The following is a 23,177-nucleotide window of genomic DNA, read 5'->3' as shown; positions in this document are numbered from 1 at the left end:
GGCAACGTTTGCCCATTGAGGAGCGGCGTCCGGTGCGTGCTCTCGGCGTGCCGGCCGGAAGCCCTCGTACTGGACGTACTTGGGCTTTCGGCCGGTGCGGCGGTGGGGGCCCCTCCCGTTCGAGCGAAGCCGGGAACGGGGGAGCGTGCCGGGCGTCGCGACGGGGCAAACGTTGCCTGCCGCGGGCACTAGTGAGGGACAACGGCGGCGGACCGGCGTACGTCGACGGCTGTGAGCGCCAGAGCCAGCGGCCCGGGCGCGAGGAAGGCCAGCGGCAGCAGCATCCACGCGCACAGCGCGGCGGTCGCCACGGCCAGCAGGACCAGGCCGCTGCCGCCCACGTCCGTCACGGCGTCCCGGCCGGCCCCGCGCACCGCCGCGCGCCAGTCGGTCAGCGACTCGGGGCGTGCGCAGGCCCGCAGGCCGACCACCGCCGCGCACGCGCCGATCACCGCGGCGGCCACCGCGAACAGCGGCGCCCCCGGCAGCCCCGCCCCGGCCAGCGCCAGGTCCGCCGCCAGCAGCAGCAGGCCGGCCAGGGTGACGGCTCCCGCCACCAGGTCGCCGGTGCGCGACCGCCGCCGCAGCAGGGCGACATACCGCCCCGCCGTGACGGGCCGGTCCTGTCCCGCGCCGCGCAGGACCGCGCACGCCGTCGACAGCGCGGCCGGAGCCGTGACCAGGGGCAGACAGGCCACCGCCGTGGCGAGTCCGACGCTCAGCACGTCGGCGAACAGGGTCATGCGCGGGCCGAACACCTCGCCCGCCTCGCGGGTACGCGATCCGCTCACCCCTTCACTCCGGAGCTGGCCATGCCCTCCACCAGGAACCGCTGGAAGGCGAGGAAGAACAGCACGATCGGCAGCAGCGCGATCACCGACAGGGCGAACATCGGGCCGAACGCGGAGGTGCTGGAGGCGTCCACGAACGAGCGCAACGCCAGGGTGAGGGTGAACTTCTCGGGGTCGAAGAGGTAGATGAGCTGGGTGAAGAAGTCGTTCCAGGTCCAGATGAACGTGAAGATGGCGGTGGTGATCAGGGCCGGCCGGGTGAGCGGCAGCACGACCTGGAAGAAGCTGCGGAAGGGGCCGCAGCCGTCGATCCGGGCCGCCTCCTCCAGCTCGCGCGGCAGACCGCGCATGAACTGCACGATGAGGAAGACGAAGAACGCCTCGGTGGCGAGGAACTTCGGCAGGATCAGCGGCCAGTAGGTGTTCACCAGGCCGAGCTGGTTGAAGATGATGTACTGCGGGATCAGCACCGCGTGGTGCGGCAGCATGATCGTGGCGATCATGAAGGCGAACAGGGGTCCACGCAAACGGAACCTGAGGCGCGCGAACGCGTAGGCGGCGAGCGAGCAGCTTATGACGTTGCCGAGGACCGCGCCGCCCGCGATCAGCAGGGAGTTGCCCAGCAGCCGCCAGATGGAGACGTCGTTGACGCCGTCGAGGGCCGTTCGGTAGTTGGACCATTCCAGGTGGCCGGGAAGCAGGTCGAGGCTGGCTATGACCTCGTCGGCGGGCTTGAGCGAGGTGGCCAGCAGCCAGGCCAGGGGGTACAGCATGACCAGCAGGGCGGCCAGGCATCCGAGGTGCAGGGCGAGACGGCCCCGGCGAACGGGCGTGCGGGCGGCGGTCGTCGAGGTCACCGGTCCCCCTCGGAGGCGTAGAAGACCCAGGAGCGCGAGGTGCGGAACAGCACCGCCGTGACGATGCCGATCACCAGAAGCAGCACCCAGGCCATGGCGGAGGCGTAGCCCATATGGGAGGCGACGAAGCCGCGGTCGTAGAGGTACAGGGTGTAGACGAGGGTCGAGTCGGCCGGTCCGCCCTTGCCCGCGCTGACCGCGAAGGCGGGGGTGAACACCTGGAAGGCCTGGATGGTCTGCAGGACCAGGTTGAAGAACAGCACCGGCGACAGCATCGGGACGGTGACGGACAGGAACTGCCGCCACTTCCCGGCTCCGTCGACCGCCGCCGCCTCGTACAGCTCGGCGGGGATCTGCTGGAGCCCGGCGAGGAAGATGACCATCGGCGCCCCGAACTGCCACACCGTCAGCAGAGCGACGGCCAGCAGTGCCCAGCCGGGCTGGTTGACCCAGCCTCCGGTCCCGAGCAGGTGGTCCACGGTGCCGCCGTCGTTGAAGATCGCCCGCCACACGAGCGCGATGGACATCGACGCGCCGAGCAGGGACGGCGCGTAGAACGCGGAGCGGTAGAAGGCCTTGCCGCGCTTCATGCCCTTCAGGGCCAGCGCGACGACCAGGGCGAGCGCCAGTTGGAGGGGCACGGCGACGACGACGTAGGTCAGGGTCGTCACGACCGAGCGCCAGTAGCGCGGGTCCTCGGTGAACATCTGCGCGTAGTTGCGCAGGCCCACCCACTTCGGCGGGGTGAACAGGTCGTAGTCGGTGAACGACAGGTACAGCGACACGGCCATCGGCAGCAGTGTCAGGACGATCGCGCCGAGCACCCAGGGCGAGAGGAACACCCAGGCGGCGCCCTCGCGTTCGCGTTTGGGCCGCCGCTTCGGGGCGACCGCGGGGGCGCGCCCGGCCTCCGCGGGGATCGCGGTGGTGGTCATGACCTCAGCTCCGCCTTCGCCTCGGTGACGTAGTTCTCGGCCGCCTCGCGGGGCGACATGCGCGCGTAGGACACCTGGTCGTAGTCGCGCTGGAAGGTGCTCTGCAGGGCGTTGTCGCCCGAAGGCGGCGCCTGGGGCGGGTCCTTGAGCTTGCCCTCCAGGGACGCCTGGAAGTCGGCGATGGTCCTGTCGAAGTCCTTGAGCCGCGGGCCGATCTCGTCGCGGATCGTCTCGTTGACGGGGATGCCGCGGCTCGCGCCGAGGATCGTCGCGGCCTGCCGGTCGTTGATCATGAAGTCGACGAGCTGGGCCGCCTCCTTCGGGTGGCCGGTGTTGGCCGAGACGCCCAGGAACATGGACGGTTTGAAGTACTGGCCGGGTGTGCCGTCCTCGCCGGACGGCATGGGGGCGAGCGCGACGCCGCCCTGGACGAGGGCGACGAAGCCGCTGGCCGGGGCGTCCCAGTTGGCGTCCGTGACGGACATGCCGCGTCCCAGCGGGGTGTTCTCGACGGAGCCGTCGAGCTGCGTGGTCTGCTCGGCGGGCGAGACGGCGCCCTCGCGGCGCAGCCGGTCGGTGAAGGTCCACCAGCGGGTGAGGTCGTCGGCGGTGAACCCGAGCCCGCCGTCCCGGGTGTAGAGGGCCTTGCCCTGCCCGCGCAGCCAGACCTCGAAGGAGTCCTCGCTCTGGCCGGGGTCGGTCGCCCCGGGTTTGCCGGTCTTCTTCGCCAGAGCGCGCATGGTGTCGGCCCACTGATCCCAGGTCCAGCTCTCGCCGGGGAGGGGGACGCCCGACTTCTTCCAGGTCTCGATGTCGTAGGCGACGGTCTCGGTGCCGCGGCCCTGCGGGATCGCGTACTGCACGTCGTCCACGCGGCCGGTGGCGAGCAGGCCCTGGTCGATCTCGGAGGTGCGCAGGACGGACTTCTGTTTCGTCAGGTCCAGCAGCACGCCACCGGAGGCGTACTGGTCGATCTGCCGGTAGTCCAGCTGCATCACGTCCGGGGCGTCACCGCCGGCGGCCTGGGTGGCGAGCTTCTGCTTGTAGGCGTCGTAGCCGGAGAACGACGTGGTCACATCGACGTTCGGGTGCTGTTTCTCGAACAGCGCGACCGCCCGCTCGGTGCGTTCCGCGCGGTCGGGGTTGCCCCACCACGTGTAGCGCAGCACGATCTTGCCGCCGCCGGTCTCCCCTGATCCTCCGCAGCCCGCCAGTACGGCACACAGTGCCAGTGCGGCGGCCGACGCGCAGAACCCCTTCGTCCTGTGTCCGGGCATGCCGAGCTCGCTCCTCTCGACGGAGTTTCGGTTGAGCCCCCCTCAGGGCCCCCTCAAGGTCCCCTGCCGCTACTTCCCCTGGTGCGGCAGCGTCGTTCCGGGCAGCGCGTACTCGTCACGCCGGCCGCACATGCCGAAGCCGCCGAGCCGGGTGGGCGCGGCCTCGTGGGCGGTGGCCTCGCCCAGGTAGGCGGGATCGCCGGCGGCCAGGGCGTCGAGCTGGGCGCCGGTGCGTTCCGCGGTGGCCAGGGCGCCCTCGCGCCACAGGGCCTGCCAGGTGGGCACCTTGTCGCGCACGATCCGGGCGGCGGCGCGCTGGAACTCCAGGTACGGGCCGTTGTCGCCGGCGACGAGGGCCTCGCGCAGGACGAGGTAGCCCTCGACGGCGAGGTCCCTGCGGCGCCGGGCGGCGGCCGCCGTCTCCGGTCCGGTGCCGGGCGGCAGTGACGCGGCGGCGGCGTACCGGCCGGGGTCGGCGAGCACCTCGGGCGGGAAGGTGAACACGGCGTCCCCGGCCTCGGGCAGACCGCTGTTCTGCATCAGCACGGTGATGCGCAGATCGCCGCCCTGCACCATGCGGTGCACGGTGCCCGGTGTGAACCAGGCGAGGGAGCCGGCTTCGAGGGGGATGTCCCGGTAGCCGTCGGGGCTCAGCGTCTGCACCGCTCCCCGGCCGCCGGTGACGACGTACGCCTCGGTGCACACCAGGTGCAGGTGCGGGCTGCCGCCGCAGACCCCGTCGGCGGCCTCCCAGTCGTAGGCGCTGAGGTGGGACAGGCCGATCGCGCCGGGCAGTGGGTGCGCAAGGCCCGCCGGCTCGGCTGCGCTCACCACGGCAGGCCCTTCAGATGCGCGCCGACCCGGTCGCGGTCCCAGGCGCCGTCGGCGACGACGAGGCGGTACCGGTAGGCGAAGGACTCCCCCGGCGGCAGCTCGAACTCCTCGAAGAACGCCCAGGAGAACGCGACCGTCGGGAACGGCTCGGAGCGGACGAACCAGTGCGACGCGTGGACCGCGGACGTCTCGTCGAGGTTCTCCGGCGCGTGCGCGAAGACCAGGGTGGAGTGGCCGTCGACGTCGTCGTGCTCGGTGGTGAAGGCGAGCCAGGGCCCCTGGGTGCCCATCAGTGTGCCCGCGTCGGCGTCGGTGTCCGGGGCGAAGACCGTGCCGCCGGTGAAGTCGCGCGGGCCGCGCCACTGGAGTCCGGTGTAGCCGGCCATCTCACGGCCCGCGGTGGTCGGGGAGCCGAAGGCGAGAGGTTCGGAACGGGTGTTGGTGAGGCGGATCGACCAGTCCAGGGCCCAGGAACCGGCCTCCTCGTCCACCGAGTGGACGGTCAGCCCGCGGACCTCGCGCGCCCACTCCTCGCCGCCGTGCTCGATCCAGGTGAGGTGTTCGGTGAGGGCGAGGCGGTCGTCCTCGACGGTGAGGTCCGCGAAGCCGTCGTGCCGCATCGAGCCGACACGCTCGGGCAGGGGGAGGTAGCCCTCGCCGTGGACGTAGCAGTTGCCGCCCCAGAAGTTCTGGCCGGACAGATGGCTCGCGGTCATCTGCAGACCCTTGTGCCAGCGGTGGTCGTTCGGGCGGTAGCCGGTGACCGTGCGGCCGGAGAGCGTGCGCACCGGGTGGGCGTAGGGCTTGCGGGACTCGAAGGGATCCGGGTCGGGGCGGTAGACGTAGCGGAGGATCTCCGTACCGTTCGCCGCCGTGACGGCGATGTTCTCGCCGTACGTGTGGGTGACGCGGATGGTCATGCGCGCTCCTTGGGGGCCCAGTCGGGGGACTCGCCGTGCATGGCCTCGTAGAAGGGGTCTCCGGGCACGATCTCCCCCGCGTGCACCGGACGGCCGGTGAACGCCGCCTTGTACAGGGCGGCGGCGAACTCCAGGGTGGCGCGGGCGTCGCGGCCGCTGCCCGGGGGCCTGGTGCCGGTGTCGTAGGCGTCGAGGAGGGCCCCCAGCTGGGCGGTGTGCGAGCTGGGCACGTCGCTTGCGGGGGTGCGCCAGGCGGTGGCCCGCTCGGAGGCGACGTGCGGGGCCGGGGTGTAGGTCCAGCTGTCGTTGCCGTGGCCGTACAGGTGGGTGAGCTCGACCGTGGCGTCCGCGCAGTCGACCCGGATGCGGCTCACCTCGTCCGGGGACAGCACGCTGTTGACGACGGTGGCGAGGGCGCCGCTGCGGAAACGCACCAGGGCGGTGGAGACGTCCTCGCTCTCGGTGTCGTGGACCAGACGGGCGGCCATCGCGCGGATCTCCTCCCACTCCCCGAGCAGGTGCAGCATGAGGTCGTACTGGTGGATGCCGTGGCCCATGGTCGGGCCGCCACCCTCGCTGGCCCACTTCCCGCGCCACGGCACCGCGTAGTACGCGGCGTCCCGGTGCCAGGTGGTCTGGCAGTGCGCGACCAGCGGGGCTCCCAGCTCGCCGCTCGTGATCAGCTCGCGGGCGTGCACGGCGCCGGATCCGTAGCGGTGCTGGAAGACGACCGCCGCGTACGCGCCGGAGGCCTCTTCGGCGGCGGCGATCTCGTCGTACTCGGCGAGCGACAGGGTGAGGGGCTTCTCGCACAGCACCCAGGCGCCCGCCTTCAGCGCGGCCACCGTCTGGTCGCGGTGCAGGGAGGGCGGGGTGCCGATGAGGACCAGGTCGGGGCGTTCGGCGTCCAGCATCGCGTCCGTCGAGGTGTATCCGGCGACCTGGTCACCGGCCAGCTCACGGAAGGCGCCGAGCCGTTCCTGGTCCACGTCGACGGCGGCCACCAGTTCCACCCGGTCGGAGTGGGCCCGCAGCGCGGGCAGATGGCTCCCGGCGACGATGGCTCCGGTGCCGACGACGGCCACGCGGCGGCGGGTGGGGGACAAGGACATGCGGCGCTCCTCGGACGGCCGGCGGACACACGCTGGGAAAGCGCTTGCACTCGGTAGGGACCCTAGGCGGGAGAGAATGTCTGGACAACCCCCCTGCAACGACCTGCACAAGGTCTGCCCGCACATCGCCCCAGCTCGGGACAGAGATGCGGATGGTTGTCCCCGCCATGGAAACGGCGTCTCCGCGTCGTCGCCGGGCCCGACCTCCCCCGGGGCGGTCGGGTGACGGGCCGCCCCCACCGTCGTGTCGCACCGCGTCTTGCGCAGGTCCCGGCCGACAGCGCGGCCACCGTCGCGGGACGTCGACCGCGCGGCATCCGAGGGGCCGTGGGCCGCGCGGTCGTGACCACGACGACCGGCCCTGATGGTCACCGCCCGCGGGCGGTGACCATCAGGGCCGGTCCGGTCGAGTCAGGACTCGACGATCTTGCGTACGTTCTCCACGGAACCACACCCGGCCTTCAGCTGACGCTCGCGCTCCTGCGCGAACGCCTGGCCCAGCTCCTCCCGGCGCTCCATCGCCACGTTCTCCCGCGCGCCGTTGAGGATGGTGCGCTCTTCCTCGTCGGCGTGGTGGGTGACGGCTTCGACGAGCTCCTCGAGCTTCGAGTCCCACTCCTCGGAGCCGACCTCGTCGACCTCGAGGAGCTCCAGGAGGGCCTCGTTGCCCTCGTCGTGCTCGTGCTCGCCGTGCTCGACCTCTTCGTCGTCGATGTTCTTGTACCGCTTGAGCGCCGGGTAGACCTTGGATTCCTCGGCCTGTGCGTGCGCGATCAGCAGATCCGCGAACTCCCGCAACGCACCGGCCCGGTCGGCTTCGACGCTCCGCATCTGACGGAAGAGGTCTTCCATACGCCGGTGGTCCTGAAGAATGAGTTCTACGACGTCTTGTGTGTCGGCCATGGAACAGGAACGCCTTTCCTCGAAGACATACGGGTCACCTTCGTTTACCCCATTCCTGATGTTCTGTTCGCCTCGGGTGGCGGCCTGTCGGCCTACCAGCGGTACCAGCGGCCCTTGCGGCCACCACTGTCCGCGGTGCGCAGCACGAAGCCGAGCAGCCACAGGACCAGCACGATCACCGCGATCCACCACAGGGCCTTCAGTGCGAAGCCCGCACCGAAGAGGACCAGGGCCAGGAGCAGGACGAGAAGCAGGGGAACCATAGTTATCAACCTCCGCCCCCTCTGATGCCCTGGCCTCAGGGGAACACGCAGTCGAATTTTCTGTGTTTCTTCACCCGGATCAGGGGCACCTGGGTCGCTTTTGCCCGGGCGCCGGAAACGAGGCCGGGTTTCATGGGAACTTCCCGCCGGGAAAAGGGGCTGTCCACAACTCCCCGGGTGATCGGAGCGTCTGCCGGTGCGCCGGCCGACGCCGGGTACTGCGCCAACGCCCGCAGCGACGGCTTCGTCCCCCCGGCCACCGCGGCCCAGGACGAGTCCGAGGGCCCGCGCATGGAACTCGTCGGCCTGGACGCGGCCACCGGCAAGAGGCTGTGGCCCCGGCTGTATTGACCCGCCGGGATTCGCGCGGCTGATGGGTGGGTGGCCTCCGAGTGCGGTGTGGCGGCGAGGGTGGTGGTAGGTGTGCAGGAAGTCTGCCAAGGCCTGGGTGCGTTCGGGAGAACGTGCTCGCGGAGGAGGACTGGCACGCGGCGCCACCCCCCGGCGTCGCGACTGCGGGGCCGTTGTTCGCGCCCGGGCAGAACGGAGTTCCGCCCGCGTTATGGCGCTGACCGCGCGAGGACCGGCCGTGCGGGTGGCGCCGGGGCGGCTCCACCGGGCCGGTCCGGCGCGCCGGGTACGCGGCGGCCTCAGTCCTCGCCGACCACGATCACCTCGTCCCCGGCCGTCCAGCCGCGCCGCTCCGCCTTGGGCTGGTTGATCCGCACCCCGTAGCCCGGTCCGGCCGACGCGTCGTCGTGACTTCGGTAACCGATGGCGCATTCACCGCGCTGACGTGCCGCCGCCACGACGGTGGCGAAGGTCGTCTCGCAACCGGGCAGCACGTAGTTGCCGGCCGGCCGCGGGCGGATGCCGGTGCCGTCGGCCGAGAACAACTCCTCGAACACCGCCGCCAGGTGCCGGTTCTGGGAGATCTGCGCCATGAGCAGGCCGACGAGCGTCGGCACGTACAGCAGGGCGACCAGGGCGAGCAGCACCGACATCCGCTACGGGCTGCCCGTGCTGCCCGCCGTGATCGGCGTGATCCTCGGCCCGAACGCCGAACAACAGTTGCGGCGCGCCCTGCAGATCAGCGACGGCGACGTCACGGTCCTGGTCGACACGCCGTTCGCGGTGATCGTGTACGCGGTGATCGTGCTGCTGCTGGCCTGGCCGCTGCTGAGGAAGGCGGTGACTCGGAACCGCGCCGAAGCCTGACCGAGTCGGGGCGGAACTCCACGTCGCCGGCCGCGGTGACCCGTACGCCCGTTCCTGAACGTCGCGCGTGCGGGTCGCCGTTCCCCCCACCCGTCGCGCGTACCGGTCGCCGTTCCCCCCACCCGTCGCGCGTACCGGTCGCCGTTCCCCCCACCCGTCGCGCGTACCGGTCGCCGTTCCCCCCACCCGTCGCGCGTACCGGTCGCCGTTCCCCCCACCCGTCGCGCGTACCGGTCGCCGTTCCCCCCACCCGTCGCGCGTACCGGTCGCCGTTCCCCCCACCCGTCGCGCGTGCCGGTCACCGTTCCCCCCACCCGTCGCGCGTGCCGGTCACCGTTCCTCTCGCTCCGGGGTCGCACCGGTCAGCCCGTCCGCCCGGTCGACAGCAGCCCCCTGCCCAGCCAGTCGGAGGAGTCCCGCACACCGGGCAGGGCGAAGAAGTAGCCGCCGCCGGTGGGGGAGATGTAGTCGACGAGGGGCTCGTCGATCAGCCGGGTCTGGGTGGCCTCGAACTGGCGGTGCGCGTCCTGCTGGTAGCAGCAGAAGATCAGTCCCATGTCGAGGTCGCCGACGCTGTCGATGCCCCGGTCGTAGTTGTAACCACGCCGTAGAAGCCGGGAGTCGTCGCTCTTCGCCGTGCGCGGGTTGGCGAGCCGGATGTGCGCGTCGAGCGGGATCGCCGTGCCGTGCGGGTCCTTGGCGTAGTTCGGGCTGTCCGTCTCCTCGGCGCCGTCCAGCGGGGCGCCGGTGTCCTTGCGCCGGCCGAACATCAGCTCCTGCTCGGACAGCGAGACCCGGTCCCAGAACTCCACGAGCATCCGGATGATCCGCACGACCTGATAGCTTCCCCCGACCGCCCAGGTGGGCTCGCCCTGCCCCTGTCCGACCCACACCAGACGGTCCATCTCGCGGGCCGACGCCACGTCCGGGTTGGCGATGCCGTCCTTGAAGCCCAGGAGATTGCGCGGGGCACCGCTGGGCCGGGGCGTGTTCTGGAAGCCATCGACGCGCCACCGGATCTGCAGGGCGCCCCGCGTGTGCTTGGCGATGTCGCGCAGGGCGTGCAGCACGGTGTCCTGCCGGGACGCGCAGATCTGCAGGGACAGGTCGCCGTGGCACTCGGCGGGGTTCAGGTTGTCGTTGGGGAAGGTCCGCATGGGCGTGAGCCGGCGCGGTTTGGCCCGGGCGAGTCCGTAGCGGTCGTCGAAGAGGGAAGCGCCGAGCCCCACGGTGACGGTGAGCGCGTCGGCCGGGACGACCGGGCCGAGAAGCCCGTTGTCCGAGGGCGGGGCGCCGACGCCGAGGTCCACCGGTGTGCCGCCGGAGGTGAGGAAGCGGGCCCGCTCGGTGAGGGTCCGCAGCAGATCGGCCAGTTCGGCGCGGTCGTCGGCGATGACGTCGAAGGAGACGAAGGCGGCGGCCGCCTGGGCGGGGGTGAGGATCCCCGCCTGTTGGGTTCCGTGGAAGGCCACCCGATCGGCGCTCTGCCGCCCGGCCGCCCGGGCCGTGCCGCTGCCGCTCTCGGCGACTGCGAGCCCGCCCCCGGCCAGGACTGCTCCGGCGGCTCCGGCACCCAGGGCCGTCTTCACGAAGGAGCGGCGGCCGGTGTGGGCGGGGCAGCCTGGCGGCGGGTCGGCGGACGGCATGGGGGTGTTCCCTTCGGTGTCTTCTGCGCGCTGGTCCCGACGCCGGGCGCTCATGCGGACTTCCTGATCTCGAGCAGGTCCGGCACCGGCGCGAGGTCTTCGAGGAGTTGCCCCGCTGCCCCGTCGATCCGTGCTTTCACGGCCGGGTCGAGCCGGTCGACGGGGGTCCACCCGGCCCCGTGGTGCCCGGAGTCGAGCAGCCTCCGCAGTCGTGTGCTGTCCGCGTCGACGGTGGGAAGCAGCTTCGGGGCACGCAAGGTGAGCAACGGCCCCAGCACGGTCAGCAGTTCGTGTGTACCGGCGAGGTCGGCCTCGGCGGTGGCAAGCCCGGTGCCGCTGCCCTGGTCGGTGTCGCCGGTCAGCTCGAACCGGAGGGTGTTCTCCAGGATCTCGTGGGCGCGCAGGGGCAGGTCGGAGGGGTCGAAGTCCTGGTGCGGGAAGGCCTTCCGCAACCCGGCGGCGTCGTCGGCCAACCGCTGTGCCACGTCCTTGAGCCCGGCCGCGGACTCGCCGTGCCACAGTCCGTACTCGATCCGGTGGAAGCCGGTGAAGTCCTTGTCGTGGACGCCGTCCGGCAGCCCGTCGGGCCGTCCGTCGATCTTCCGGTCGAAGTCCTCGAAGGTGCCGTAGGCGGCGCCGAGGGAGGCGTAGGTGCGGTGGGCGGTCAGCCAGTCGGTGCGGGCGGTGTCCAGGTGCCCGGCGCGGATGTCGTCGCTGAGTCTCCCGGTGCGGGTGACGAGCGTGGCCAGTCCCCGGTTCACGTACGCCTTGTACGCCTTGAGCGGTGCGGCGAGATCCTGTGCGGAGACGGGGGCGACGGCGTGGGCACGGGCTGCGCCGTCGACCCGGACCGCCTTCGAGGTGACGGCCCTGCCGTCGGCCGGCACACAGCGCCAGGCGTACGTTCCACCCGCCACGGTGACGACGAGGTCCCGGGTGGTGCCGGGGGCCAGGCCCTCGATCTCGCCGTAGACCGCGTGCGAGGACGGGTCGATCAGATACACCTCGGACGTCTGGGTCCCTGTGTTGTGCATCCGGAAGTCCTGCCGCCCCGGTTCGGGCGCGGTGAAGCCCTGGCCGCAGGCCGTCTCGGAGACGGCGACCGTCTCCCCTGCGGCGGGTTCGGGGTCTGCCAGTGCGACGACGAGCCCGGCCAGGAGGGCGGGAACGGCGACGACAGCGACGGGCAGGAGCCGCCGGGTACGGGTCGGAGCGGGGCCGGTGGGCCGGTCGGCCGACGCGTCGGCGTGCCCTCGGCTCGGGTCTTCCGGCGTTCCCCCTCCTCCCCCTCCTCCCCGCACGAACAGCGCCATCACCACGGCGAGATAACCGGCGTACCCGGCCACCTGGAGCCAGGTCATCGCCGGCGTTAGGTTGAGCACGCCTTGGAGCAGGGTGCCGTACCAGGAGCCGGCGTCGACGCTGCCGCTCAGGTCGAAGGCGTACGCCGTCCCACCGGGCAGGACCGCGCCCTCCTGGAGGTCGCGCAGCCCGTAACCGAGGACGCCTGCGGCGATGACGACGAGGGCGGCGCCGGTGACGGTGAAGAAGCGGGTGAGGTCGATGCGCAGGACCCTGCGGTAGAGCCCCCAGCACAGGAGGGCCGCGAGGACGAGCCCGGCACCCGCGCCGGTCAGGGGGCCGGCCGACTCGTGGGCCGCACGGGCTGTGGTCCACAGGAACAGGGCGGTCTCCAGGCCCTCACGCCCCACCGCGAGGAAGGAGGTGAGGACCAGGACACCGGCGCCCATGGTCAGCGCCTCGGTGACCTTCCCCTTGAGCGCGCTCGCCAGGCTACGGGCGGATCGCCGCATCCAGAAAACCATCGCGGTGACGAACGCGACGGCGACGATGCTCAGTGCGCCGCCGAACGCCTCCTGCGCGGTGGTGGGCAGGGAGGCGGCCGTGAAGGTGAGGACCGCACCGAAGCTCATCGAGAGCGCGATCGCGGCCAGCACGCCGGTCCACACCTGCGGCAGCCTCGATCTGGCCCCGGCCCGCACGAGGGTGGCGACCAGCACGGAGACGACGAGCCCGGCTTCCAGTCCTTCCCTCAGCCCGATCAGGAAACTCGGAAACGCGTCGTCCCACATGTACCGCGGCCCTCCCGACCCGATGCCCCGACGCACTCCAACGAGTTAGCCAAGGCATGCCTTGCCGACGCCGACCATCATGGACTCGGCTCTCTGGGCATCCGGTCATGGATGCCTCATGGCCTGGCAAAGGTCTCGGCGAAGGTCAACGGCCCGGAACCGTCATGGAGTCTGGGGGCTCTTCTCACCGCAGACCTCCGCGGTGTGCTCGCCGAGGGCCGGTGACGGCAGCGTCCACTCCGAGTCCACGTCCGCCTCCGGGTGACCGCCGCCGCGTGCGTCCGGCTTCCGCGCGTCGCCCTCTCACCGTCCCGCCTATTGACGCGTCAATGACAACGATGGCTTGATGAGGTGGGAGCGCTCCCACCTCATCAAGGGAAGGGACCACCATGCGCAGAACCCCCCACTCGTCCCCGCGCTTACGGCTCATGTCCGTTCTCGGGCTCCTGGCCGCCCTGTTCCTCCCGCCCGGCATGGCGTCCGCATCGCACGCGGCGACCGCGAACGCGGCGGACCCCGTGCGCGTCATGCCGCTGGGCGATTCGATCACCGGCTCGCCTGGCTGCTGGCGCGCCGTGCTGTGGAACCGGCTGGTGAGCAGCGGATACAAGGACATCGACTTCGTCGGCACCCTCCCCCCGCAGGGCTGCGGACAGGCGCACGACGGTGACAACGAGGGACACGGCGGCGAACTGGTCACCAATGTGGCCGACCAGGACCTGCTCCCCGGCAGGCTGGCCTCCACCCGGCCGGACATCGTTGTCATGCACTTCGGCACGAACGACGTCTGGAGCGGCATCTCCCCCGACCGCATCCTCGCCGCCTACACCAGGCTCGTGGCGCAGATGAGGGCCTCCGATCCGGACACGCGGATCCTCGTGGCCCAGCTCATCCCCATGAACCCGAGCAGTTGCGGGGCCTGTGCGCAACGCGTCGTCGACTTCAACGCGCGTATTCCCGGCTGGGCCCGGGCGACCGGCACCGACCGCTCCCCCGTCACCGTGGTCGACCAGTGGACCGGCTTCAGCACGGCCACCGACACCTACGACGGCGTGCACCCCAACGCCTCCGGCGACAACAAGATCGCTGCCCGCTGGTTCCCGGCCCTGGCCGCGGTCCTCGACGCCGGCATCCCGCAGGACCCGGGCGGTCCGGGTGACCCGGGCGAGGAACCGGCCGCCTGCACCGCGCGCTTCCGGGCCGTCTCCTCCTGGCAGGGCGGCTATCAGGGCGAGGTGACGGTGACCAACACGTCGGCCTCCACCGTCTCGGGCTGGACCGCGACCGTCGCGCCGGCGAGCGGAGCGCGACTCACCCAGGTCTGGAACGGCACCCACACCACGGCCGCGGACGGCACCGCCACCGTCACGAACGCGACCTGGAACGGCGCGCTCGCCCCCGGCGCGAGCGCCACGTTCGGCTTCGTCGCCACCGTCCCGGCGACGGCGGGCACCCCGGCGGCGACTGTCACCTGCACCGCGAAGGCACCGGCGGGATGACTGCCGTGCCGGGATCCACGGACGCCCGTGGCCGACGGCGCCGAGCCGCCGGCGACCCGCGGGCGCGGGCTCGCGATGGCGGCCTCCAGGACGTCCCGGCCACGGGCCCGAGCGGACCGGGCCCCGACAGCAGCAACACCCCGTCGAGCACCACAGCGTGACTGACCACACGCCCCACCCGACCCCACCCCACGGGCCCGTACGGACCGGGCCCCGAGAGCACCAGCACCCCGTTCAGCACCACAGCGCCACCGACCACCCGACCCCGCCCCACGGGCCCGCGCCGACCGGACCCGACGACAGCAACACCCCGTTCAACGCCACAACGCCACCGACCACACGCCGCACCCGACCCCCACTTCTGGAGCCGTCATGAGACTCCGCCCCACGCTCGCCACCCCACGCCCGGCCACCGTGGCCGCCGCCCTTCTGGGCCTCTTCTTGTCCTTCCTCGTGCTCACGCCGCCGGCCCAGGCCGCCCCCACCGGCTTCCGGGTCCAGAACGGCCGGCTGCTCGAGGCGAACGGGAACGACTTCGTGATGCGTGGCGTCAACCACGCCCACACCTGGTATCCGGACCGGATCAGCTCCCTGGCCCACATCAAGGCCAAAGGCGCCAACACCGTCCGCGTGGTCCTCTCCAGCGGAGACCGCTGGACGCGCAACGACGCCGCCGACGTGGCGAACGTGGTCTCCCAGTGCAAGCAGAACCGGCTGATCTGCGTCCTGGAGGTGCACGACACCACCGGCTACGGCGAGCAGAGCGGAGCCGTCACGCTCTCCCGCGCCGCCGACTACTGGATCAGCGTGCAGAGCGCGTTGACCGGCCAGGAGGACTACGTCATCGTCAACATCGGCAACGAGCCGCACGGCAACACCGGTTACACGGCCTGGACGGCCGACACCAAGGGCGCCATCCAGAAGCTGCGCAACGCCGGGTTCGACCACACGATCATGGTCGACGCACCCAACTGGGGCCAGGACTGGGCGTTCACGATGCGCGACAACGCCGCCTCGGTCTTCGCCGCCGACCCGGACGCCAACACGGTCTTCTCGATCCACATGTACGGCGTCTTCGACACCGCCGCCGAGATCACCGCCTATCTGGACCGCTTCGTCACCGCCCGGCTCCCCATCGTGGTCGGCGAGTTCGGTCACGACCACTCGGACGGCAATCCCGACGAGGACACCATCCTGGCCGTGACCCAGCAGCTCCGCCTCGGCTACCTCGGCTGGTCGTGGAGCGGCAACAGCAGCGAGGTCGGCTACCTGGACATGGTCACCAACTTCGACCCGGACCAGCTCACCTCCTGGGGCCGACGGCTCTTCAACGGTGCGAACGGCATCGCCGCCACCGCCAAGGAGGCCGCGGTCTACGGCTCCGGCGGCGGCGACACCACGCCCCCGACGGCCCCCGGCACCCCGACCGCCTCCGGGGTGACCTCCTCGTCCGCCACCCTGACCTGGGCCGCCGCCTCCGACGCGACGGGCGTTACCGGCTACGACGTCGTGCGGATCAGCGGCGGCGGCGAGTCGGCCGTCACGAGCACCACGAGGACCACCGCCGCCCTCACCGGCCTGTCCCCCGCGACCTCCCACACCTTCGCCGTCTACGCACGCGACGCCGCCGGCAACCGCTCGCCCCGCTCGGGCACGGTGACGGTCACGACCTCCCCCGGCGGCTCGCCTGCGGCCTGCGGCGTCGGCTACCGGGTGACGGGCAGCTGGTCCGGCGGCTTCCAGGGCGAGATCGTCCTGCGCAACACCGGCACGTCGGCGATCAACGGCTGGACGCTGCGCTGGACCTTCCCGGACAGCCAGCGCATCACCAACCTGTGGGGCGGTACGGCGACCCAGAGCGGCTCCGAGGTGAGCGTCGCGGCCGCCTCCTACACCGCGACGATCCCCGCGTCCGGCTCGGTCACTCTCGGCTTCACGGCCACCCGTTCGACCGCGAACCCCAGCCCGACGGCCTTCACCCTCAACGGCGCCAACTGCTCGGTGAGCTGAGCGCACCCGCGTACGGCGGTGCCGCCCGGCTCCCTGCCCGGCGGCACCGCCCTTGATGTGATCCGCGCCGCACCCACGTCGGAAAGCGGTTCACCCACCGGCCGCTGGGCGAGAGCGTCGTGACGCTCGCCGCCGCGGTGCTCGTGACCGCGCTGTGCACCCCGCCGGTGCGACGGGTGTTCCGCCGGGTGGCCGAGCCCGGCATGGCGTGGGCGTTCGCCGGGACGGGCGCGATCGGACGCGGCAGCGCGAGGCCGTCCCCGCGTGAGCGGTCCCGCTCACCGCTCCTGACCGAGCCGGACGAGCAACACGCCGGGTGTGCGCGGCACGGACACCGTCAGCGCCTCACCGTCCCAGGAGGCCCGGCCCGTCCCCGCCGACGACGGGTGCAGGACCTCCGCCCGGACGGCCCGGCCCGCCAGGTGCCGGACGGGGACACGGAGTTCACCGGGTCCGCCGCGCCGCCAGACCGAGAGGTAGGCCGTTCCGTCGCCGGGGGCGCGCAGTCCGAGGGCCAGCCAGTCGTCCGTCCAGCCGGGCAGGCCCAGCGGCCAGAACGGCAGAGCCCGGGCGAGGTCCTCGCGGATCGACTTGTAGACATCGACGGCGTCCCGGACGAGGGCGCGCTGGTGGTCCGACATGCGGTTCAGGTGGCCGGAGAGATGGATGCGGCCGAGGAGGGCCCCGCCGAGGGTCCACGCGATCAGGTCGTCGTCGTACTCGGGCTGCGGGTAGGCCCAGACGGCGCCCTGCTCGGGCGGGACCACGGTGGGCGCGGCGGCGGCGATGGGCGGGTAGCTCAGCGGGTCCTGCTGGTCGCTGGTGGACTGGAGCTGGGCCACGGCGAGGGTGGCGCCGTCCATGCGCATACCGCCGGAGGCGCAGTTCTCGACGACGAGGCCGGGGTGGCGGTCCAGTACCGCGGAGAGCCAGTCCAGGTAGGCCTGGGCGTGGCCGAGCAGTCCCGCCCCCGGTGCCAGGTCCCCGGGGGCCTGTGTGCCGGGGTCGACGACGATGTTGTAGTCCAGCTTGAGGTAGCCCACGCCCCAGTCGCCGGCGATCCGGTCGACCGTCTTGTCGAGGTGGGCGCGGGCGGCCGGGTGGCGCAGGTCGAGCTGGTGGCGGCCCTGTTCGGTGACGCGTACGCCGTCGCGCTGGAAGAACGCCTCGGGGGGCAGTTCGGTCGTGACGGGGCTGCGCACCCCGACGACCTCCGGTTCCAGCCACAGTCCGGGCACCATCCCGCGCTCCCGGATCCGGTCCAGGACGGCCTGGATGCCGCCGTCGGGGAAGCGGCGCGGCGAGGGCTGCCACGCGCCGACGCTGTCCCACCAGCCCCGGGTGTCGTCGTCGTACCAGCCGGAGTCGATGCAGAAGTACTCGGCGCCGGCGTCGGCCGCGGCGTCGATCAGCGGCAGCAGTTTGGCCGTGGTCGGGTCGCCCATGAGGGTGTTCATGTAGTCGTTGAAGACGACGGGGAGGGCGGTGTGGTCGGGGTGCGGGCGGCGGATCGCCCGGCGGTAGGAGGTGAGGGCGCCCAGCGCGGTGTCGAGGTCCGGGCCGAGGGCCAGGGCACCGGGGACGGTGGTGAACTCCTCGCCCGGGGCGAGCCGGACCCGCCACTGGTGCTCGGCGTCGGTGGGGCCGTTCAACGCCAGACAGGTGCCGTGGGCGCGTTCGCCGAGGTCCCAGCGCCAGCCGGCCGGGGACTCGACCTGCCACACCCAGGCCCGACCGCCGCCGCGCTCCGTCAGCGCGCCCATGGCGAGATGGCCGTCGGTGGGCCAGCTGCCGCGCCCGGTGAGGGCGAGGGCGGCCCGGCTGTCGTGCTCGTGGACGTCCGTGTTGATGTCGGCGACACACGCGCGCAGCGGCTCGGCATACCAACGGCACTCGGCGAGCCAGTCGTTGCGGGCCCGGTGGACGTCGAGGGCGGCCGGCGCGGGCAGGCCGCCGAGCAGCAGGCTGCTGACGGACTGGACGACCAGGGGTGCGCTGCCGTCGTTGCGGAGCCGGACGCGCGAGCGCAGGACGGGCAGGCCCGCCGGTGAGGTGAGTTCGGCGAACGCGGTCAACCCGCTCGCGGAGTCGTGGAGTTCGACGGTCAGCCACTCCCAGCCGTCACGGCTGCCGGTGCGGTGGCCGCGGTGGGCGAGCCGCGCGCCGAGCGCCGTGCCGGTGAAGCGGGGACCGGACCAGCCGCTGCCGTGGCCGAGGGCGGTGAGTTCCACCAGCGGGAGTGCGGCGAACTGCGAGCCGGCCGGGCGGTCGTCGTCGGGGTGCGCCAGCCGGACCAGTCGTGGTGTCCCGTCGGCGGCGACGGCGAACCGGGCGTCGAGCGCCTGGTGCCCCCAAGTGAACGCGTGCTGCCGCTGGTTGGAGGCCATGTGCGCCGCGTCCGCCGTGCCGGTCAAGGTGCTCCCCCTCCTGACCCCGCCCCGTCGCCGGGGAGGGCGGGCCCGCGTGAATCCCTCGTTACGGTCTCTTGACGACCCAAGTGTGACCGGTCACAATCCTGGCATGAATGTGACCGGTCACACAAGGCGCCCGGCGAGCATCAGGGACGTCGCCACGGCCGCCGGGGTCTCCTACCAGACGGTCTCGCGGGTGATCAACGGCCATCCCAGCGTCCGGCCGTCCACCCGGGAGCGGGTGCTGACGGCCATCGAGGAGCTGGGGTTCCGGCGCAACGCCACCGCCCTGGCTCTGGCCAGCGGGCGCACCCGCGCCGTGACCGTGCTCACCGCCAACACCACCCACTACGGCTATGCCTCGATCCTCCAGGGCATCGAGGAGTCCGCCCGCGCCACGTCCTACGCCGTGGGCATCGGTGTCCTGGAATCCGCCGAGGACGCGGCCGTCGCCGCCGAGGTGCAGCGGGCGGCGGACGCGGGCGGCGGGATCATCGTGATCGCCTACGATCCGGCCGGTGTACGGGCGTTGGGGGCCGTGCCCGACGGGCTGCCGGTCGTGGGGGTGGTCGAGACCCCGGCGAGCCCGCCCGGCGGTGAGAGCCCCTGGGTGTGGACCGACGACCGGGAGGCCGCCTACCAGGCGACCCGCCATCTCCTCTCGCTCGGCCACGAGACCGTGCACTACGTCGCCATCCCGTCCAGCACCCGCCGCACCAGCGCCCGCACCAGCGGCTGGCGGCGAGCGCTGACGGAGGCGGGCGCCCCGGAACCGCGCCCGGTGCAGAGCGGTTGGGGACCGGCGGGCGGCCACGCCGCCGGATTGGAGCTGGCGCGGGACCCGTCGGTCACCGCGATCCTGTGCGGCAACGACGATCTCGCGCTCGGCGTGCTCCGCGCCCTGCACGAATCCGGCCGGTCCGTGCCGGGCGAGGTCAGCGTGGCCGGGTTCGACGACGCCCCGCACTCCGCCTTCCTCACTCCGGCGCTGACGACCGTACGACTGGACTTCACCGGACTCGGCCGGGCCGCGTTCGCCCTGCTGCACGGCGCGCTGGAGGAGTCCGCGCCGGTCGCCCCCCATCCCGTGTCCGTGCCGGAGCTGGTGGTGCGCGAGAGCTCGGGGCCGCCTCCGGCCGTCGACTGACAGCGCGTGTGAGCACCGTCGTGGTCATGAGCCTGCCCATGGTCGCCGTGTTCCTCGTCGGCCAGCGCAAGATCGTGTCCGGAATCACCAATGGAGCCGTCAAGTGACTGGAGGTCCAGCAGCGTGATCACCCCCACCCGCACGAGACGCCGTACCAGAACGGCCCTGATCACAGCACTACTTGGAGCAACCGCCATGGCAGGCACCCTCCCCGCGGCGGGACCGGCGGCCGCGGCCGCCGGTCCCCAGCGCCTGACCGTCGACCTCAGCGCCTCCGAGGGCCCGGTGATGCTGGGCGCCAACGGCTCCCTCTACGGGCTCAGCGACGACGGGGTGCCCAGCGACGCCGTGCTGGAGCCCCTGAAGATCACCAGCATCTCGCAGAAGCCGGAAGGCGGCGCCCAGCACCCCAACGGCGACGCGCTCACGGTCTCCAGGTCGTTCTTCCGCACCGGCGGCGGCGAGATCAACGTGATGATGCAGGACGTCTACGCCAAGTGGCCGTACGAGGACCTCGGCATCGACGACTACCTGCCCAAGGTCGACAAGATCGTCCAGGAGGTCTCGGCCGACCCGAACAGCGACCGCTTCGTCTACATCCCGTTCAACGAGCCCGACCAGATCTGGTACAAGCTCGACGTCCAGGACCAGACGGAGTACGAGAAGAACCGCGACCGGTTCTTCAAGGACTGGAAGACGGTGTACCAGCGGATCCGCGCGATCGACCCGGACGCGCGCATCGCCGGACCCAACGAAGCCGCGTATCACACCCGCCTGTTGAAGGACTTCCTCGCCTTCGCCAAACGGGAGAACGTGCTGCCCCAGGTGATGACCTGGCACGAGCTCGGCTCCGGTTCCCTGCGCGACTTCCAGGGCCACCACGACGACTACCGCAAGCTGGAGCGCGAGGCGGGCGTCGCGCCACTGAAGATCAACATCGACGAGTACGCCAACCGCCGCGACCTGTCCGTGCCCGGGCAGCTCGTGCAGTGGGTGTCGATGTTCGAGCGCAACAAGGTGTACGCCAACATGGCGTACTGGGACGCCGCCGGGAATCTCAGCGGCCAGGTGGTGCGCTCCAACATCCCCAACGGCGGCTGGTGGCTGTTCCGCTGGTACGCGGGCCTGACGGGGAACACGGTGCGGGTGACCGCGCCGCAGCCGAACACGGTCGACACCCTCCAGGGTCTCGCCGCGGTGGACACCTCGCGCCGCCAGGCCCAGGTGTTGTTCGGCGGCTCGGACGGTGCCGCGGACGTGGTCGTGCGCAACGTCCCCCGGTCCGTGTTCGGCCGTACGGTCACCGCGACGGTCGCTGAGGCCGCCTGGTCCGGATACGAGGGGCAGCACGCGGCGCCGCGGGTCCTCGCGCGCACCAAGGTGAGGGTCGCGGACGACGGTTCGGCGACGGTCCCGCTGCGCGGCCTGCACAAGATGTCGGCGTACCGGATCGTCCTCACCCCCGGCGGTGCGGGCACCCCGGCCGCCGCCTCCGTCCCGTGGTCGGCGTCGTACGAGGCCGAGGACGCGGCCCTCACCGACGGCAAGGTCTACACCCAGGGCACCGTGCAGAACGCCAACGGTTACGCCGCGTCCGGCACCAAGGACGTCGGTTCGCTCAACCAGCCCGGCAGCAAGGTCGCGTTCACGGTGAACGTGCCGAAGGACGGCTCCTACGACCTGGCGATCCTGTACGGCAACCAGTCCGGCGGGCCCGCCACGCAGCAGCTCTCGGTCGACGGCGCCGCCCCGGTGACGGTCACCTACCCGTCCACCGAGAACTGGACCTACCGCGCCAAGAAGGACGTGCGTGTCCGGTTGAGCGCGGGAACGCACCAGGTGGTGCTGGCCAAGGGCGACGCCGAGGTCACCCTCGACCGGATCGACCTGACGGCCCGCACCGGTGCCGCCGCCACCTCGTACGAGGCCACCCTGGCGGACATCGGCGGCGAACCGTCGTACGACTACTCGTCCTCGGCCGGCGTGGGCACGGGTGCCCTGGTCCTGCGCCCGGGCGACCGGGCCGTCTTCGACGTCTACGCCCCGCGCGACGGCTACTACACCGTGACGGCGCGGACCTCGGCGGCGGTGAAACTCACCCTGCACGGCGAGACGGTCACGGCGGCGCCCGGCCGCCCGCTGCGGCTCTACCTCCTCGCGGGCAACAACCGTGTGGCGATGACGTCGGGCCACGCCGCCGTCCGCTCCCTCGACGTCACCGGTGACGGATCGACCTCGGGCACCCTCTCCCACGAGGGCGCCTCGGCCACGCTCGCGGGTGGCGCCAAGCTGGTCGACTCCCCGCACGCGTCGGCCGGCTCGTACATCGGATGGCTGGGCAACAGCCCCTCCAGCACCGCCGAGTTCACGGTGAACGCACCCCGGTCCGGCCGCTATGTGCTGGTCGTGCACTACGCGCACAACGAGCGCCGGGACAACGGCCACGCCTACAACACGGACATCATGTCCCGCACGGCGGACATCACGGTCGGCAACGCCGCACCCCGGAAGGTCACGTTCAAGAACACCTGGAGCTGGGACGACTACTGGACGGTCGGCGTCCCGGTGGATCTGGCGAAGGGCGCGAACCAGGTGACGTTCGGCAACGCCGGTGCCTGGGCGCCGAACATCGACCGGATCGAGCTCGGCCGGGTCGTGGGCTGAGAGTGCGGTGACGCGGGACGGTCACGGAGGAGTGAGGTGCGTTCCTCCGCAACCGAAGTCCCCTCGCCCATCGTCTGTTGTCACGGCCGCCTCCGCACGTCCGAGCGGCCATGACAACGGCCCGGTCGGGCCATGACCACGGGGAGTTCCCTGCGTACGAAGCTCGGTTCGGTTCTTGCGGCGACGGCTCTGGCCGGCGGCCTGGGGGTCGCGATGGCGCCCAGCGCCTCCGCCGCCGACAACTGCTGGGCGTACGGGGACGGTATCCGCACCTGGTGCCACAACGTGTCCGGCGCGGCGGTCTACGGCTCCATCGGCAACAACCGCCGCTACCCCGACCCCACCACGGTGGTGGGCCACATGTACTCCAACCCCAGCTGGTTCTACTGCAAGCTCGACAACCAAGCCTGGGTCGGTGGCCCCCACCCCACCCGCTGGGTACTGACGGTGGCCGACAGCGGGCAGCTCGGCTGGATGAAGGACACCGCGATCTACAGCGAGACCAATCCCATACGCGACTGCTGACGGCCGTCAGCGGGCACCGGTGCCGCAGTCCGCCATGGAGGCGGGCTGCGGCACCGGTACGTCCGGAGGTGA

The 23,177-nt window shown here is 71.9% G+C and carries 18 protein-coding genes and 4 pseudogenes; 8 read left to right on the top strand and 14 right to left on the bottom strand.

Annotated features, from left to right (window positions below; translation table 11 throughout):
* Positions 1 to 188: 188 nt before the first annotated feature.
* From QNO09_RS05300 to QNO09_RS05260, 9 genes are all read right to left on the bottom strand, one after another.
* Positions 189 to 791 (bottom strand): hypothetical protein, encoded by a 603-nt coding sequence (locus QNO09_RS05300; protein ID WP_283968875.1) that lies wholly within the window; start codon positions 789 to 791, stop codon positions 189 to 191.
* Positions 788 to 1,648, bottom strand: a complete 861-nt coding sequence (locus QNO09_RS05295; RefSeq protein ID WP_283968874.1) for a carbohydrate ABC transporter permease — start codon at positions 1,646 to 1,648, stop codon at positions 788 to 790. The genes QNO09_RS05300 and QNO09_RS05295 overlap by 4 nt, the downstream gene beginning before the upstream one ends.
* Entirely contained in the window at positions 1,645 to 2,583 is a 939-nt protein-coding gene (locus QNO09_RS05290) for a carbohydrate ABC transporter permease (protein WP_283968873.1), read from the bottom strand. The genes QNO09_RS05295 and QNO09_RS05290 overlap by 4 nt, the downstream gene beginning before the upstream one ends.
* Positions 2,580 to 3,860 (bottom strand): ABC transporter substrate-binding protein, encoded by a 1,281-nt coding sequence (locus tag QNO09_RS05285; protein ID WP_283968872.1) that lies wholly within the window; start codon positions 3,858 to 3,860, stop codon positions 2,580 to 2,582. Before QNO09_RS05285 ends, QNO09_RS05290 begins: the two co-directional genes overlap by 4 nt.
* Positions 3,861 to 3,929: 69 nt before the next feature.
* Complete coding sequence (locus QNO09_RS05280) at positions 3,930 to 4,694, bottom strand: cupin domain-containing protein (protein WP_283968871.1); 765 nt, start codon at positions 4,692 to 4,694, stop codon at positions 3,930 to 3,932.
* Positions 4,688 to 5,614, bottom strand: coding sequence for a DUF6807 domain-containing protein (locus QNO09_RS05275; protein ID WP_283968870.1), 927 nt, complete (start codon positions 5,612 to 5,614; stop codon positions 4,688 to 4,690). Before QNO09_RS05275 ends, QNO09_RS05280 begins: the two co-directional genes overlap by 7 nt.
* Positions 5,611 to 6,726: a Gfo/Idh/MocA family protein gene (locus QNO09_RS05270; protein ID WP_283968869.1), complete on the bottom strand. Its 1,116-nt coding sequence runs from the start codon at positions 6,724 to 6,726 to the stop codon at positions 5,611 to 5,613. The genes QNO09_RS05275 and QNO09_RS05270 overlap by 4 nt, the downstream gene beginning before the upstream one ends.
* Positions 6,727 to 7,137: 411 nt before the next feature.
* Positions 7,138 to 7,629, bottom strand: a complete 492-nt coding sequence (locus tag QNO09_RS05265) for a hemerythrin domain-containing protein (protein ID WP_283968868.1) — start codon at positions 7,627 to 7,629, stop codon at positions 7,138 to 7,140.
* 92 nt (positions 7,630 to 7,721) lie between these two features.
* Positions 7,722 to 7,892, bottom strand: coding sequence for a DUF5670 family protein (locus QNO09_RS05260; RefSeq protein WP_184567467.1), 171 nt, complete (start codon positions 7,890 to 7,892; stop codon positions 7,722 to 7,724).
* A gap of 177 nt (positions 7,893 to 8,069) precedes the next feature.
* Here QNO09_RS05260 and QNO09_RS05255 point away from each other — a divergent pair, with 177 nt between their 5' ends.
* Positions 8,070 to 8,243 (top strand): hypothetical protein, encoded by a 174-nt coding sequence (locus QNO09_RS05255; protein WP_283969195.1) that lies wholly within the window; start codon positions 8,070 to 8,072, stop codon positions 8,241 to 8,243.
* Here QNO09_RS05255 and QNO09_RS05250 read toward each other — a convergent pair.
* Positions 8,237 to 8,351 (bottom strand): annotated as a pseudogene (locus QNO09_RS05250) (IS481 family transposase); the annotation flags it as partial. The gene QNO09_RS05255 and the pseudogene QNO09_RS05250 sit on opposite strands and share 7 nt — an antisense overlap.
* A gap of 191 nt (positions 8,352 to 8,542) precedes the next feature.
* Positions 8,543 to 8,851 (bottom strand): annotated as a pseudogene (locus tag QNO09_RS05245) (NAD-binding lipoprotein); the annotation flags it as partial.
* A gap of 46 nt (positions 8,852 to 8,897) precedes the next feature.
* On the opposite strand from QNO09_RS05245, the pseudogene QNO09_RS05240 reads away from it, so the two are divergent.
* Positions 8,898 to 9,110 (top strand): annotated as a pseudogene (locus QNO09_RS05240) (tripartite tricarboxylate transporter permease); the annotation flags it as partial.
* 362 nt (positions 9,111 to 9,472) lie between these two features.
* Here the strand turns inward: QNO09_RS05240 and efeB are convergent.
* Together efeB and efeU are read right to left on the bottom strand one after the other, a co-directional pair.
* Complete coding sequence (efeB, locus tag QNO09_RS05235; protein WP_283969181.1) at positions 9,473 to 10,756, bottom strand: iron uptake transporter deferrochelatase/peroxidase subunit; 1,284 nt, start codon at positions 10,754 to 10,756, stop codon at positions 9,473 to 9,475.
* Between the two features lie 50 nt (positions 10,757 to 10,806).
* Positions 10,807 to 12,849, bottom strand: coding sequence for an iron uptake transporter permease EfeU (gene efeU / locus QNO09_RS05230; protein WP_283968867.1), 2,043 nt, complete (start codon positions 12,847 to 12,849; stop codon positions 10,807 to 10,809).
* Positions 12,850 to 13,238: 389 nt separating this feature from the next.
* Between efeU and QNO09_RS05225 the strand changes: the two genes are divergently transcribed.
* Positions 13,239 to 14,348, top strand: a complete 1,110-nt coding sequence (locus QNO09_RS05225) for a GDSL-type esterase/lipase family protein (protein ID WP_283968866.1) — start codon at positions 13,239 to 13,241, stop codon at positions 14,346 to 14,348.
* 372 nt (positions 14,349 to 14,720) lie between these two features.
* Complete coding sequence (locus QNO09_RS05220; protein ID WP_283968865.1) at positions 14,721 to 16,358, top strand: cellulase family glycosylhydrolase; 1,638 nt, start codon at positions 14,721 to 14,723, stop codon at positions 16,356 to 16,358.
* A gap of 278 nt (positions 16,359 to 16,636) precedes the next feature.
* Here QNO09_RS05220 and QNO09_RS05215 read toward each other — a convergent pair whose 3' ends face one another.
* Positions 16,637 to 18,772: an alpha-galactosidase gene (locus tag QNO09_RS05215; RefSeq protein WP_502962245.1), complete on the bottom strand. Its 2,136-nt coding sequence runs from the start codon at positions 18,770 to 18,772 to the stop codon at positions 16,637 to 16,639.
* A 106-nt stretch (positions 18,773 to 18,878) separates the two neighbouring features.
* Here QNO09_RS05215 and QNO09_RS05210 point away from each other — a divergent pair, with 106 nt between their 5' ends.
* The 4 genes and pseudogenes from QNO09_RS05210 (at position 18,879) to QNO09_RS05200 (ending at position 23,105) form a co-directional block, all read left to right on the top strand.
* Positions 18,879 to 19,916 (top strand): LacI family DNA-binding transcriptional regulator, encoded by a 1,038-nt coding sequence (locus QNO09_RS05210; protein WP_283968864.1) that lies wholly within the window; start codon positions 18,879 to 18,881, stop codon positions 19,914 to 19,916.
* 17 nt (positions 19,917 to 19,933) lie between these two features.
* Positions 19,934 to 20,023: pseudogene (locus tag QNO09_RS39660) on the top strand (carbohydrate ABC transporter permease); the annotation flags it as partial.
* 88 nt (positions 20,024 to 20,111) lie between these two features.
* Complete coding sequence (locus QNO09_RS05205) at positions 20,112 to 22,580, top strand: carbohydrate-binding protein (protein ID WP_283968863.1); 2,469 nt, start codon at positions 20,112 to 20,114, stop codon at positions 22,578 to 22,580.
* A 132-nt stretch (positions 22,581 to 22,712) separates the two neighbouring features.
* Positions 22,713 to 23,105 carry a hypothetical protein gene (locus tag QNO09_RS05200; protein WP_283968862.1) on the top strand — a complete coding sequence of 131 codons (393 nt, stop codon included), beginning with the start codon at positions 22,713 to 22,715 and terminating at the stop codon, positions 23,103 to 23,105.
* Positions 23,106 to 23,177 lie beyond the last annotated feature (72 nt).

Source organism: Streptomyces sp. 378 (genome assembly GCF_030124145.1).
Taxonomy (GTDB): Bacteria; Actinomycetota; Actinomycetes; order Streptomycetales; family Streptomycetaceae; genus Streptomyces.
Note: the sequence above shows the minus strand (reverse complement) of the source record. Positions and strands in the feature narration are given on the sequence as shown.

Coding starts and splice junctions, on each gene's coding strand:
- QNO09_RS05290 (WP_283968873.1), bottom strand. CDS start 2,583: ATGACCACCACCGCGATCCCCGCGGAGGCCGGGCGCGCCCCCGCGGTC.
- QNO09_RS05285 (WP_283968872.1), bottom strand. CDS start 3,860: ATGCCCGGACACAGGACGAAGGGGTTCTGCGCGTCGGCCGCCGCACTG.
- QNO09_RS05275 (WP_283968870.1), bottom strand. CDS start 5,614: ATGACCATCCGCGTCACCCACACGTACGGCGAGAACATCGCCGTCACG.
- QNO09_RS05270 (WP_283968869.1), bottom strand. CDS start 6,726: ATGTCCTTGTCCCCCACCCGCCGCCGCGTGGCCGTCGTCGGCACCGGA.
- QNO09_RS05265 (WP_283968868.1), bottom strand. CDS start 7,629: ATGGCCGACACACAAGACGTCGTAGAACTCATTCTTCAGGACCACCGG.
- QNO09_RS05260 (WP_184567467.1), bottom strand. CDS start 7,892: ATGGTTCCCCTGCTTCTCGTCCTGCTCCTGGCCCTGGTCCTCTTCGGT.
- efeB (WP_283969181.1), bottom strand. CDS start 10,756: ATGCCGTCCGCCGACCCGCCGCCAGGCTGCCCCGCCCACACCGGCCGC.
- efeU (WP_283968867.1), bottom strand. CDS start 12,849: ATGTGGGACGACGCGTTTCCGAGTTTCCTGATCGGGCTGAGGGAAGGA.
- QNO09_RS05225 (WP_283968866.1), top strand. CDS start 13,239: ATGCGCAGAACCCCCCACTCGTCCCCGCGCTTACGGCTCATGTCCGTT.
- QNO09_RS05220 (WP_283968865.1), top strand. CDS start 14,721: ATGAGACTCCGCCCCACGCTCGCCACCCCACGCCCGGCCACCGTGGCC.
- QNO09_RS05210 (WP_283968864.1), top strand. CDS start 18,879: ATGAATGTGACCGGTCACACAAGGCGCCCGGCGAGCATCAGGGACGTC.
- QNO09_RS05205 (WP_283968863.1), top strand. CDS start 20,112: ATGGCAGGCACCCTCCCCGCGGCGGGACCGGCGGCCGCGGCCGCCGGT.
- QNO09_RS05200 (WP_283968862.1), top strand. CDS start 22,713: ATGACCACGGGGAGTTCCCTGCGTACGAAGCTCGGTTCGGTTCTTGCG.